General features: G+C 56.4%; 13 protein-coding genes. 6 read left to right on the top strand and 7 right to left on the bottom strand.

The window, feature by feature from the left end; translation table 11 throughout:
• The first annotated feature begins 68 nt into the window (after positions 1-68).
• A complete protein-coding gene (locus GIW69_RS10620; RefSeq protein ID WP_236482348.1) occupies positions 69-254 on the top strand; it encodes a PA3496 family putative envelope integrity protein in 186 nt (61 codons plus the stop codon).
• A 99-nt stretch (positions 255-353) separates the two neighbouring features.
• Here GIW69_RS10620 and GIW69_RS10615 read toward each other — a convergent pair whose 3' ends face one another.
• Complete coding sequence (locus GIW69_RS10615; protein WP_108592726.1) at positions 354-980, bottom strand: response regulator transcription factor; 627 nt, start codon at positions 978-980, stop codon at positions 354-356.
• A 427-nt stretch (positions 981-1,407) separates the two neighbouring features.
• Between GIW69_RS10615 and GIW69_RS10610 the strand changes: the two genes are divergently transcribed.
• Complete coding sequence (locus GIW69_RS10610) at positions 1,408-2,124, top strand: hypothetical protein (RefSeq protein WP_236482347.1); 717 nt, start codon at positions 1,408-1,410, stop codon at positions 2,122-2,124.
• A gap of 133 nt (positions 2,125-2,257) precedes the next feature.
• On the opposite strand, the gene GIW69_RS10605 is transcribed toward GIW69_RS10610, so the two are convergent.
• Together GIW69_RS10605 and GIW69_RS10600 are read right to left on the bottom strand one after the other, a co-directional pair.
• Entirely contained in the window at positions 2,258-3,475 is a 1,218-nt protein-coding gene (locus GIW69_RS10605) for an argininosuccinate synthase (protein WP_236482346.1), read from the bottom strand.
• Positions 3,476-3,604: 129 nt separating this feature from the next.
• Positions 3,605-4,510, bottom strand: coding sequence for a flagellar protein MotY (locus tag GIW69_RS10600; protein WP_236482345.1), 906 nt, complete (start codon positions 4,508-4,510; stop codon positions 3,605-3,607).
• A gap of 160 nt (positions 4,511-4,670) precedes the next feature.
• Between GIW69_RS10600 and pyrC the strand changes: the two genes are divergently transcribed.
• Together pyrC and rnt are read left to right on the top strand one after the other, a co-directional pair.
• A complete protein-coding gene (gene pyrC, locus GIW69_RS10595; RefSeq protein WP_236482344.1) occupies positions 4,671-5,717 on the top strand; it encodes a dihydroorotase in 1,047 nt (348 codons plus the stop codon).
• Complete coding sequence (gene rnt, locus GIW69_RS10590) at positions 5,714-6,391, top strand: ribonuclease T (protein ID WP_236482343.1); 678 nt, start codon at positions 5,714-5,716, stop codon at positions 6,389-6,391. The genes pyrC and rnt overlap by 4 nt, the downstream gene beginning before the upstream one ends.
• An 81-nt stretch (positions 6,392-6,472) precedes the next feature.
• Here rnt and GIW69_RS10585 read toward each other — a convergent pair whose 3' ends face one another.
• Positions 6,473-7,075 carry a peroxiredoxin gene (locus GIW69_RS10585; protein ID WP_003227723.1) on the bottom strand — a complete coding sequence of 201 codons (603 nt, stop codon included), beginning with the start codon at positions 7,073-7,075 and terminating at the stop codon, positions 6,473-6,475.
• Positions 7,076-7,383: 308 nt separating this feature from the next.
• Between GIW69_RS10585 and GIW69_RS10580 the strand changes: the two genes are divergently transcribed.
• Together GIW69_RS10580 and bfr are read left to right on the top strand one after the other, a co-directional pair.
• Positions 7,384-7,602 (top strand): bacterioferritin-associated ferredoxin, encoded by a 219-nt coding sequence (locus GIW69_RS10580; RefSeq protein WP_236482342.1) that lies wholly within the window; start codon positions 7,384-7,386, stop codon positions 7,600-7,602.
• Positions 7,603-7,802: 200 nt separating this feature from the next.
• Entirely contained in the window at positions 7,803-8,276 is a 474-nt protein-coding gene (gene bfr, locus GIW69_RS10575; RefSeq protein WP_236482341.1) for a bacterioferritin, read from the top strand.
• Between the two features lie 172 nt (positions 8,277-8,448).
• Here the strand turns inward: bfr and grxD are convergent, their stop codons facing one another.
• The 3 genes from grxD to plzR all read right to left on the bottom strand — a co-directional run bounded on the left by grxD (position 8,449) and on the right by plzR (position 11,418).
• On the bottom strand, positions 8,449-8,790 hold the full coding sequence (gene grxD, locus GIW69_RS10570) for a Grx4 family monothiol glutaredoxin (RefSeq protein ID WP_129395324.1): 342 nt from the start codon (positions 8,788-8,790) through the stop codon (positions 8,449-8,451).
• Positions 8,791-8,887: 97 nt separating this feature from the next.
• Positions 8,888-10,993 carry a molybdopterin oxidoreductase family protein gene (locus tag GIW69_RS10565; RefSeq protein WP_236482340.1) on the bottom strand — a complete coding sequence of 702 codons (2,106 nt, stop codon included), beginning with the start codon at positions 10,991-10,993 and terminating at the stop codon, positions 8,888-8,890.
• A gap of 134 nt (positions 10,994-11,127) precedes the next feature.
• Positions 11,128-11,418 (bottom strand): PlzR type 4 pili assembly inhibitor, encoded by a 291-nt coding sequence (gene plzR, locus GIW69_RS10560; RefSeq protein WP_236482339.1) that lies wholly within the window; start codon positions 11,416-11,418, stop codon positions 11,128-11,130.
• Positions 11,419-11,809 lie beyond the last annotated feature (391 nt).

Below are 11,809 nucleotides of genomic sequence, written 5' to 3'. Positions count from 1 at the left end.
TTTTTTACCCGCCGCTGGAATATCGATATAAGGAGCGCCAAAGGCCGTCCTCGCCTGGAGTTAACCTTATGAGCACCAGCAAAGAGCAACTGGAAACAGACGACGATTTTGTTGCCACAGAAGCAGAGGCTGACGACGCCGAACCGGTGGTTGAAGTTGCAAAAACCAATCTGAGCAAACGTCGCACCATCGACAATCTGCTGGAAGAACGTCGCCTGCAAAAGCGTTTGGCCGATTACGATTTTGATCTCTGAGCATCCACGCAAATAAATCAAAGCCTCCGTCCGGGAGGCTTTTTGCTTTTTCAGGCAAGTTGAAACAGATCGCCCATGACCCCGCCAACTACCCAGCGATCAAACCAGACCGTTACGCTGCGCCAGCTCAATCAGATCCACCAGCGAGCGGGCGTTGAGTTTCAACAACAGGCGAGTCTTGTAGGTGCTCACGGTTTTATTGCTTAAAAACATGCCATCGGCAATTTCCTTATTGGTCTTTCCCCTCGCCAGTTGCTGCAAAACCATCATTTCCCGGCCGGAAAGACGATCCACCATATCGGCCTCGCTGGCGTTACCAAGGCTGGTGCGCACCGTGTGCAAGGCTTGATTCGGAAAATAGCTGTAACCGGACAGCACAGCCTTGATGGCGCTGAGCAGTTCGGTCAGATCCTGTTGTTTACATACATAGCCTGCCGCTCCCGATTGCATGCATCGCATCGAAAAGTGACCCGGCGCCTGGGAAGTCAACACCAGGACTTTGAGTGGCATCGCCGTTGAAGTCAGACGGGCAATAACTTCCAGGCCGTCGAGTTTCGGAATGCCAATATCCAGTATGACAATATCCGGCATTTGATCACGGGCAAGTTGCAATGCATCCACACCGTTATCCGTTTCTGCAATGACTTCGTAGCCATGACGTTCCATCAGCATACGCACCGCAAGACGAATGACGGGGTGATCATCCACGATCAGCACTTTATTCATGGGCAAGTCCAGTTTCGCTGTTCGAATTTTTAGAACCGGCACAATATCCTAGTCACTTCACCCGTGGCACAAGGAAGTCTGGATACACTTGCAGCTAAAGACATCTCCTACGCGCAATAAAGATTAATCCTACAAAAAATCTCTCTACCAATCATGTCATTCAGCCCGGTCAGTTTATTGGCAGGCTAAACGATGTAATTTCTCGACGCTTAACTTAAACACCACCACCGACTTTTAAACAGAACAGCGTCCAAGCGCAGTGTCGGCCTCCAGACGTTACAACTTCACACGGCCCGGATCATTCGAAAAATTCGAAAAACACGATACTGTTGTTTGCAATTAAACCTTTGTTAAAGACACGTACTTTTCAATCCAGCTCCAAGTGTCAACAAATCAAAGACCAACTTTATTCAGCGAGCAATAAACGATGTTCAAAACCACAAAAAAAATCACTAACCCAATGACCGTTATCGCCATCTTCGCGGTTATTTCTGAGGGATCGGCGGCGGCTTCGCTGCCCTTTCTGGATAACAACGAGCGTGAAATTTACATATGGTTCCTGATCAGCTTCCCTTTCTATCTACTGCTGCTTTTTTTCCTGACGCTTAATTTCAACTATCGATCCTTGTACGCCCCTTCTGACTTCGAAACGGACGAGGCCTTTCTAAAAGCTTTTAACGCTGCGGAAAACGAAGACCCCATAAATCCCGACCCAATGGACGAAGACGGATTATTCCAAACCTTCAAACTCTCAAACGCGCCACACTCAAAAAAAACCACGAAATCATGCCCCGATTCGAAAACCCCGGCCAGCGCCCAGGATCCGCCGTTTTTTGCTGGTGACGTCAAAAAGTTTTTAGCCCGGCATCGTATAAAGTTACCCGGCTCGATCACGTGTATTAACACCATCGACACGCGACGACTTAAGACCAGAACAAAACTTGAAACGTTGTTGAAAAAAATCTTACAACCTGAAGGGGACGGTCCTGTCGTGATCATCATATTGGTCGACTACATGTCAGAGAATTTTCTAGACAAAACTTCTTTCAAACCAGTGAAGGTTTTGAAAAGGGATCTAAATACGCCGACTTGTATTTTCTACAATGTGTGCGAGAAAACGGTCACGATGATGGGACGGGCGTGAATCGGGGGAGAGTGAGGTGGCGGATCGAACGATCAAGGATGCTGACTCGTCAAGCCTATAGACCAGGACTTCGTATTGAATGGCAGCCCTGTCAGGGCGACAGGGCTGCCATTTCGCGCTGAATCAGAAAGACTCAGAACAGTTTGCGGCCCTTGTTGGCTGCAATACGCATACGCAAGGCGTTGAGCTTGATGAAGCCCGCTGCGTCGGCCTGATTGTAAGCGCCGCCATCTTCTTCGAAGGTTGCGATGTTGGAGTCGAACAGCGAATCGTCGGACTTGCGGCCCGTCACGATCACATTGCCTTTGTAGAGTTTCAGGCGCACCACACCGTTTACGCTGGTTTGGGAAGCGTCGATCATCTGTTGCAGCATCAGACGCTCCGGGCTCCACCAGTAACCGGTGTAGATCAGGCTGGCGTACTTGGGCATCAGCTCGTCTTTCAAGTGAGCGACTTCGCGATCCAGAGTGATCGATTCGATGGCGCGGTGAGCGCGCAGCATGATGGTGCCGCCCGGAGTCTCGTAGCAGCCACGGGACTTCATGCCGACGTAACGGTTCTCGACGATGTCGAGACGACCGATACCGTGAGCGCCACCAATCTTGTTCAGCGTCGCCAGTACGGTGGCCGGAGTCATTTCAACGCCGTCCAGCGCGACGATGTCGCCATTGCGATAGGTCAGTTCCAGATACTGCGGCTTGTCGGGAGCGTTCTCCGGGGAGACGGTCCACTTCCACATGTCTTCTTCGTGCTCGGTCCAGGTGTCTTCCAGCACGCCGCCCTCATAGGAGATGTGCAGCAGGTTGGCGTCCATCGAGTACGGGGATTTCTTCTTGCCGTGACGCTCGATCGGAATCGCGTGCTTCTCGGCGTAGTCCATCAGCTTCTCGCGGGACAGCAAATCCCACTCGCGCCAAGGGGCAATGACTTTCACGCCCGGCTTGAGGGCGTAGGCGCCCAGTTCGAAACGAACCTGGTCGTTGCCTTTGCCGGTGGCGCCATGGGAAATGGCGTCGGCGCCGGTTTCGTTGGCGATTTCGATCAGACGCTTGGCGATCAGCGGACGCGCGATGGAAGTACCCAGCAGGTACTCGCCTTCGTAAACGGTGTTGGCGCGGAACATCGGGAACACGAAGTCACGCACGAACTCTTCGCGCAGGTCGTCGATGTAGATTTCTTTGACGCCCATGGCCTGAGCCTTGGCGCGTGCCGGCTCGACCTCTTCGCCTTGACCCAGGTCAGCAGTGAAGGTCACCACTTCACAGTTATAAGTATCCTGCAGCCACTTGAGGATCACCGAAGTGTCCAGGCCGCCGGAATACGCCAGAACGACCTTGTTTACGTCCGCCATGCCATCACTCCACGGGGTAATACGGAAAGCCGAGGAGTCTACCGCTCCGACGCGATAATTTACAGAGGCGCGACAGCTTCTGACGATGAAGCGACAGATTGTTTCGATAGCGCGACGATGACCGGCAGGTCAGGAAGTCGCCGCCGGGCTGGGAGGCGCACTCACTTGCGGCGCTGTCTGTTCGACGGGTGCCACCTTCGCCAAGTGCACATTCACGCGACGGTTCTTCGCCCGATTGGCCGCATTGGTGTTAGGCACCAATGGGTAACGCTCGCCATGGAAGCGCACGGTGATCTGCGATTCCTGAATACCGTTGGCCTTGAAGAAGTCCACCACCGCCAACGCGCGGCGGCGCGACAGTTCGCGGTTGGTCAGGCGATTGCCGCTGTTGTCGGAGTGGCCGTCAAGTTCGATATGGTTCACCGTCGGATCGGCCTTCATGTATTCGAGCATGACCTGCAGCTTGGCCTTGGCGGCGGCATCCAGTTCGATGCCTTCGCCCGGAAAGCCGATTTGCGACTGTTTCACCTGCTCGAAATTCTGCGGCAGCAATTTCGCCACGCACGTCTGGTATTCATTGAAAGCCTTGCTGAATTTAACTGGCAGCAAGCGCACTTCCGACATGCGGCCGTCTCCGGATCGGCGAACCACCGGACTGCGGCCGTCCATCAAGCCTCCCATCAGACTCGCCGCCTGAGCCTGCGAGCTATTGAACAGCACATTGCCACTGCCGAGCCTGACCGTACCGAGGTTTATATCGCCGCGCCCCGGCTGCCAGGGTGCCGCCGCAGCCAACAAGGTCGCCGAACCACCGCCAAGCATCGCGTTATAAGCGTTTAGACGGAAGGTCGCCTGCTCGCCGGCGCGGCGCACGAACTGACCCGAGCCGAAATCGGTAATCGGCTGGGTGAGACGGCATTCGAATTTGTCGCCTTCGACCGTCCACTCAATGTTCTCCAGACGGGTCTGGTAAGTCAGCGCCATCGCGGGAAGGCTGGCAAACACACTGAGCAAGACTAAATAACGCTGGCGCACGGGAGGCTCCCATTGGCTTCTGCAACAAAAAGACCGACACACACATGATTACGGCATACCTGATGGGTATCGGACGCTTGCTGCAAAACTTGATAGCGGGTGCCTGTCAGAGTCTTTTCCGGTAGGATTCGCCTCAGTTTGACCCGCCTGGAATCCCCTCATGTCCGACCGCCTGACCCTGCTGCGTCCCGACGACTGGCATATTCATCTTCGCGATGGTGCCGTGTTGACCAATACCGTTGCCGATGTTGCGCGCACGTTTGGTCGCGCCATCATCATGCCCAACCTGGTACCTCCAGTGCGTAACGCCGCTGAAGCCGACGGCTATCGCCAGCGGATTCTCGCTGCCCGCCCGGCCGGCAGTCGTTTCGAGCCGTTGATGGTGCTGTACCTGACCGATCGCACCCAGCCTGAAGAAATTCGCGAAGCCAAGGCCAGCGGATTTGTGCACGCCGCCAAGCTGTACCCGGCCGGAGCGACCACAAACTCCGATTCCGGCGTGACCAGCATCGACAAGATTTTCCCGGCGATCGAGGCGATGGCCGAAGTCGGAATGCCGCTGTTGATCCACGGCGAAGTCACCCGCGGCGACGTGGACGTGTTCGACCGCGAGAAAATCTTCATCGACGAACACATGCGTCGCGTGGTCGAGCGCTTCCCGACGCTCAAAGTCGTTTTCGAACACATCACCACCGGCGATGCCGTGCAGTTCGTCAACGAGGCCCCGGCCAATGTCGGCGCGACCATCACGGCGCATCACTTGCTGTACAACCGCAACCACATGCTGGTGGGCGGGATTCGACCGCACTTCTATTGCCTGCCGATCCTCAAGCGTAATACGCACCAGGAAGCCCTGCTCGACGCCGCCACCAGCGGCAGCGCGAAGTTCTTTCTTGGCACCGACTCAGCGCCGCATGCCCAGCACGCCAAGGAAGCCGCTTGCGGCTGTGCCGGCTGCTACACCGCTTACGCCGCCATCGAGATGTACGCCGAAGCGTTCGAACAACGTAATGCGCTGGACAAGCTCGAAGCATTCGCCAGCCTCAACGGCCCGCGTTTCTATGGTTTGCCAACCAATTCCGACCGCATCACCCTGGTTCGCGAAGAATGGACTGCCCCAACCAGCCTGCCATTCGGCGAGTTGACCGTTATCCCGCTGCGCGCCGGTGAAAAACTGCGCTGGCGCCTGCTGGAGGAACACGCGTGAGTGAAGACCATTTCGACGACGAACAGGACGGTCAAGGTGGCGGCGGCAGTTCCCGTCATCCGATGGCAGCGCGTTTTCGCGGTTACCTGCCAGTAGTTGTCGACGTAGAAACCGGTGGCTTCAATTCGGCCACCGATGCGTTGCTGGAGATTGCCGCGACCACCATCGCCATGGACGAAAAGGGTTTTGTGTACCCGGATCACACCTATTTCTTCCGTGTCGAGCCGTTTGAAGGCGCCAACGTCGAAGCCGCTGCCCTGGAATTTACCGGGATCAAGCTCGATCATCCGCTGCGTATGGCCGTCAGTGAAGAAACCGCGCTGACCGATATCTTCCGTGGCCTGCGCAAGGCGTTGAAAGCCAACGGCTGCAAGCGGGCAATTCTGGTCGGCCACAACAGCAGCTTCGACCTCGGATTTCTCAACGCCGCCGTTGCGCGACTGGACATGAAGCGCAATCCGTTTCACCCGTTCTCCAGTTTCGACACCGCCACCCTCGCAGGGCTTGCGTACGGTCAGACCGTGCTCGCCAAGGCCTGTCAGGCCGCCGGTATCGACTTCGATGGCCGTGAAGCGCATTCGGCGCGTTACGACACCGAGAAGACCGCCGAACTCTTCTGCGGCATCGTCAACCGCTGGAAGCAAATGGGCGGCTGGGAAGACTTCGACGACTGATCGTCACAGGCTCGAATCCCGCCCATAAAAAAACCGGCCACGTAGGCCGGTTTTTTTGTACCTGCTTTTAGAACATGCGCCTTACAGGGCTGCAGCGTTCTCGGTCAGGTAAGCCGCAACGCCTTCTGGCGAAGCGTTCATGCCTTTGTCGCCTTTTTTCCAGTTGGCAGGGCAGACTTCGCCGTGCTCTTCGTGGAATTGCAGAGCGTCGACCAGACGGATCAGCTCTTCCATATTACGGCCCAGCGGCAGGTCGTTGATGATCTGCGAGCGGACAACGCCTTTGTCGTCGATCAGGAACGCGCCACGGAAAGCCACGCCGCCTTCGGATTCAACGTCGTAGGCTTTGGCGATGTCGTGCTTCATGTCGGCAGCCATGGTGTATTTCACCTGGCCGATGCCGCCATTGTTCACCGGGGTGTTGCGCCAGGCGTTGTGGGTGAAGTGCGAGTCGATCGATACGGCGATCACTTCAACGTTACGTGCCTTGAAGTCAGCCATGCGGTTGTCCAGAGCGATCAGCTCGGACGGGCAGACGAAGGTGAAGTCCAGCGGGTAGAAGAACACCAGGCCGTATTTGCCTTTGATGGCCGAGGACAGGGTGAAGCTGTCAACGATTTCGCCATTGCCGAGTACGGCCGGAACGGTGAAGTCAGGGGCTTGTTTGCCTACGAGTACGCTCATTGATATCTCCTGGTGTAAAAACTTGAAGTTCAGGGTTCGTACCAGCCTGTCATCCTCAGGCGAAAGCCTTGTGACATGAACCCTCTTCGCAAGGGCCGACCATCATACACTGCGAGTTTGGACTGTCCTCAACCGTTTTTTTATCACGCGTTGAACGCGTCCTGCCGACCAGCGGAGCCTATTACTTCGCCATTTAAATACCGTTCGTCAGTCGTCAGCTGATCAAGACCAGAAAGCACTTTGACAATCATTCTCGTTAACATTAAGATCCATCGCAATTGAGTCACAACCAGCGACGGTTCTCACTTATGTATGTCTGCCTCTGCACTGGCGTCACCGACGGCCAAATCCGCGATGCGATCAACGAAGGATGCTGCAGCTACAAGGAAGTGCGCCTGGCCACCGGCGTAGCCAGCCAATGTGGCAAATGCGCCTGCCTCGCCAAAGAAGTGGTGCGTGAAACGCTGGCCAAGTCGCAATTCGTCCAGGCTGCGATCCCCTACCCTGCAGAATTTACTGCCGCTTAAATAACCCTGTTTTGAAGAACCGGACTTATGTCCGGTTTTTTTATGTCCGAAAATCAATTGGTTAGCATCCAGACGCGGAACACAAACATTCTTATTCCGATTAATTTTCATTTATTATTCAACAACTTAGGTTTGACACTTATAAGTACTCGGCTCAAACTCCGCCCTATATACAGCTATTACAGGGCAGGACTCCCATCATGAAAGGCGACATTACAGTCATCCAGCATCTCAACAAGATCCTTGCCAATGAACTGGTCGCGATCAATCAGTACTTCCTGCATGCGCGCATGTATGAAGATTGGGGCCTGAACAAGCTGGGCAAGCACGAGTACAAAGAATCCATCGACGAGATGAAACATGCGGACAAGCTGATCAAGCGCATCCTGTTTCTTGAAGGCCTGCCGAACGTGCAGGATCTGGGCAAGCTGCACATCGGCGAGCACACCCGGGAAATGCTCGAGTGCGATTTGCGTATCGAGCGAACCGGCCATGCCGACTTGAAAGCCGCAATCGCGCATTGCGAAACTGTCGGCGATTTCGGTAGCCGTGAATTGCTCGAAGACATTCTTGAATCCGAAGAAGAACACATCGACTGGTTGGAAACGCAACTGGGCCTGATCGATAAAATCACGATCGAAAACTATCTGCAGTCGCAGATGGGTGAAGAGTAATTCGGCGCCCGCTGAATTCGAGACACTAAAAAGCCCCGCCCTCTTTCGAGTGGCGGGGCTTTTTACTGCCCGGTGTTGTAGGAGCCTGGCTTGCCAGCGAAGCAAACGCCGCGATCCAACAGGTGCACCGCGTTACCGTTTTTCGCGAGCAAGCTCTGCTCCTACAAACGGATCAGGCTTCGGACTTGTTCGCAGCAGCCGCTTCGACAGCAGCCTTGATGGTGCTCTGCAACGAACCGTCTGCAGCCATCTCGGTCATGATGTCGCTGCCGCCGACCAGCTCGCCGCCGACCCACAATTGCGGGAAGGTTGGCCAGTTGGCGTATTTCGGCAGGTTGGCGCGGATTTCCGGGTTCTGCAGGATGTCGACGTAGGCGAACTTTTCGCCACATGCCATCACGGACTGCGCGGCTTTCGCGGAGAAGCCACACTGCGGGGCATTCGGCGAACCTTTCATGTAAAGCAGAATGGTGTTGTTGGCAATCTGCTCTTTAATCGTTTCGATGATATCCATGGAGCACCTCGGCTGAACTTTCCGACTCATGGGTCGGCACGGTGGCGCATTGTAACGGAATCCCGAGCGCCATGCTTGGTCTCCCCGACAGACACGCTCAAGCCGCTGCCACGGTTACCGGCACGCCGTTCAACGCCGCATTGCCCGACAGCTCATCCAATTGGCATTCATCGGTCAGGTCATTGGCACTGGATCCCGGCTGCTCGCTGGCGATGGTCATCTGCACACCCGGCCGTGCATGGCCCCAACCGTGCGGCAGGCTGACCACACCCTTCATCATGTCAACACTGCCCAGCACTTCGACTTCAATCTGCCCGACCCGCGAACTGACGCGCACACGTTGCCCATCGCTGAGACCACGACTGGCGAGATCATCCGGGTGCATCAGCAACTGATGGCGCGGCTTGCCCTTCACCAGCCGATGATAGTTATGCATCCATGAATTATTGCTGCGCACATGGCGACGTCCGATCATCAGCAGCTCATCGGCGGCAGGTGCCTGCAACCTCGCGAATCGCGCCAGATCCGCGAGAATCTGTGGCGGCGCAGCTTGAACGCGCCCGTCGACCGTCTTCAATCGTGCCGCCAGGTTGGGCCGCAATGCGCCGAGATCGATCCCGTGCGGATGATCGAACAGCGTCGCCAACGACAACTTGTGCTCGGATTGATCGCCGTAGTCCCCCATGCGCAAGCCCATGTCGATCATCTCCGCCGGCGGCAAGGTCGGCTTCAGTTCCTTGCCGGTAAGCTTTGCAAAGGCTTTGGCCAGGCCGACGAAGATTTCCCAGTCATGCAGCGCACCTTGCGGTTTGGCAAGGATCGCGCGATTGAAACGGCTGACGTTGCGCACCGCGAACAGGTTGAACGTGGTGTCGTAATGATCGTTCTCCAACGCTGATGTGGACGGCAGAATCAGATCTGCGTATCGGGTCGTCTCGTTGATGTACAGGTCGATACTGACCATGAACTCCAACCCATCGAGCGCCTGCTCGAGCTGCCGGCCATTGGGCGTCGAAAGCACCGGGTTGCCTGCCACGGTAATCAGCGCACGTACCTGGCCCTCGCCGTCGGTGAGCATTTCTTCGGCCAGCGCCGACACCGGCAGCTCACCGCCATATTCCGGGCGCCCGGACACGCGGCTTTGCCATTTGTTGAAATGCCCACCCGACGTGGACGCCACCAGATCCACCGCCGGCGACGTGCACAGCGCACCGCCGACCCGGTCGAGATTGCCAGTGACCAGGTTGATCAATTGCACCAGCCAATGACACAGCGTGCCAAATGCCTGCGCCGACACGCCCATACGCCCGTAGCAAACGGCACTTGGCGCGGCGGCGAAGTCACGGGCCAACTGACGAATCTGTTCGGCAGGCACGGCACACAGCGGGCTCATCGCCTCTGCGCTGAAGGTCGCCACTGCCGAGCGCACATCGTCCAGCCCTTCGACGGGCAAATGGCTGTCGCGGGTCAGCCATTCATCGAACAAGGTATTGAGCACCCCGAACAATAACGCCGCATCACCGCCCGGACGTACGAACAGATGCTGATCGGCCATGGCCGCCGTCTCGCTACGCCGGGGATCGACCACGACAATTTTGCCGCCCCGCGACTGAATTGCCTTCAGGCGTTTTTCGACATCCGGCACGGTCATGATGCTGCCGTTGGACGCCAGCGGATTGCCGCCGAGGATCAGCATAAAGTCGGTGTGATCAATATCCGGAATCGGCAGCAGCAGGCCATGGCCGTACATCAAATGGCTGGTGAGGTGATGCGGCAACTGGTCGACGGAGGTTGCCGAAAAACGATTACGGGTTTTCAGCAGCCCCAGGAAATAATTGCTGTGGGTCATCAGCCCGTAGTTGTGCACGCTCGGGTTGCCTTGATAGACGGCCACCGCGTTCTGCCCGTGACGTGCCTGGATCGCCGCCAATCGTTCGGCGACAAGCTGGAATGCATCGTCCCAGCCAATGGGCAGCCATTCATTGCCCACGCGTTGCATCGGTTGACGCAGGCGATCCGGATCATTCTGAATGTCTTGCAACGCCACGGCTTTGGGGCAGATATGTCCACGGCTGAACGTGTCCTGTGCATCACCCTTGATCGAGGTAATGGCAACCGCGCCGTCGGTTTCGCTGGTTTCAATGGTCAAGCCGCAGATGGCTTCACACAGGTGGCACGCACGGTGATGAAGAGTCTTGGTCATGGCCATTCTCTGTCTTGTTCTGGGCAGGCAATGACGCCCACGGGATCAAAACTATGGCCCGAGCCTCGGTACTGCGCCAGCGACGTTCGTCTTGTGAATCGGCCGCCATCAGGCGAGCCGATAGATCGCAACCCTCAGTTCGACGGAAGCCGGGGCGGCGCGGCCAACTGGATTTCCTGAACGGTTTCGATCTGCTCGTGGGCGACGTGGACGCCGGTGAGTTCGCCGATCAGGCGCCAATGCTCGTCAAGCCCGGCGCTGATGGTCGCCATGCGATCGATCATGTGTCGGCCGGCAGCCTTGGTCACTTCGTCATCACTGCGTAACAACTCGAAAGACATCGAGGTGACAGAAGCGGTGAGGTGGGTCAATGAGCGTGCCGTGTGGCCCAGCAATTCCATTAACAACTGTTCTTTCGATTCCATGCGTTGGCTTCCTGCGTCGCTCGTGGCGTAGTTATAACTCAGCACTTTGCTTTAGCAAATATTTCAGGTCGTCCATCCGACGAGCCGAACGCCGGTCTGCGCAGCCGCGAAGCGACTCTTGTCACGCCTGCTGCGTCCTGCACGATTGCCAAGCCACAAGGCGCCAGTGTACAAATGGGTCGCTGCTGTCATAAAACAGGCTTGAAAAGCGCGATCTCGATGCACCCTTCGCCCCGCTCGAATCCCCTGAAACCGTAGCCCGATTGGCAAGACGCGACATTTAATTATAAGATCGCGCCTTCCCCCTATTTCGTCGCCCCGTGCGGCTTACGCCGCAGGTCTCGCCCGTTGTTCCGTTAAACAAGGCTTTGAGCATCTGCGGTTTGTAGCA

It is taken from the genome of Pseudomonas syringae (assembly GCF_021605415.1).
GTDB classification, from domain to species: Bacteria; Pseudomonadota; Gammaproteobacteria; order Pseudomonadales; family Pseudomonadaceae; genus Aquipseudomonas; species Aquipseudomonas syringae_S.
The sequence above is the reverse complement of the archived record's forward strand: the minus strand, read 5'-3'. Positions and strand labels throughout refer to the sequence as shown.

What these genes read in the sequence shown, in the direction of transcription:
- pyrC (WP_236482344.1), top strand. Translation starts at nt 4,671, where the DNA reads ATGTCCGACCGCCTGACCCTGCTGCGTCCCGACGACTGGCATATTCAT.
- GIW69_RS10585 (WP_003227723.1), bottom strand. Translation starts at nt 7,075, where the DNA reads ATGAGCGTACTCGTAGGCAAACAAGCCCCTGACTTCACCGTTCCGGCC.
- GIW69_RS10615 (WP_108592726.1), bottom strand. Translation starts at nt 980, where the DNA reads ATGAATAAAGTGCTGATCGTGGATGATCACCCCGTCATTCGTCTTGCG.
- grxD (WP_129395324.1), bottom strand. Translation starts at nt 8,790, where the DNA reads ATGGATATCATCGAAACGATTAAAGAGCAGATTGCCAACAACACCATT.
- GIW69_RS10565 (WP_236482340.1), bottom strand. Translation starts at nt 10,993, where the DNA reads ATGACCAAGACTCTTCATCACCGTGCGTGCCACCTGTGTGAAGCCATC.
- bfr (WP_236482341.1), top strand. Translation starts at nt 7,803, where the DNA reads ATGAAAGGCGACATTACAGTCATCCAGCATCTCAACAAGATCCTTGCC.
- GIW69_RS10610 (WP_236482347.1), top strand. Translation starts at nt 1,408, where the DNA reads ATGTTCAAAACCACAAAAAAAATCACTAACCCAATGACCGTTATCGCC.
- GIW69_RS10580 (WP_236482342.1), top strand. Translation starts at nt 7,384, where the DNA reads ATGTATGTCTGCCTCTGCACTGGCGTCACCGACGGCCAAATCCGCGAT.
- GIW69_RS10605 (WP_236482346.1), bottom strand. Translation starts at nt 3,475, where the DNA reads ATGGCGGACGTAAACAAGGTCGTTCTGGCGTATTCCGGCGGCCTGGAC.
- plzR (WP_236482339.1), bottom strand. Translation starts at nt 11,418, where the DNA reads ATGGAATCGAAAGAACAGTTGTTAATGGAATTGCTGGGCCACACGGCA.
- GIW69_RS10620 (WP_236482348.1), top strand. Translation starts at nt 69, where the DNA reads ATGAGCACCAGCAAAGAGCAACTGGAAACAGACGACGATTTTGTTGCC.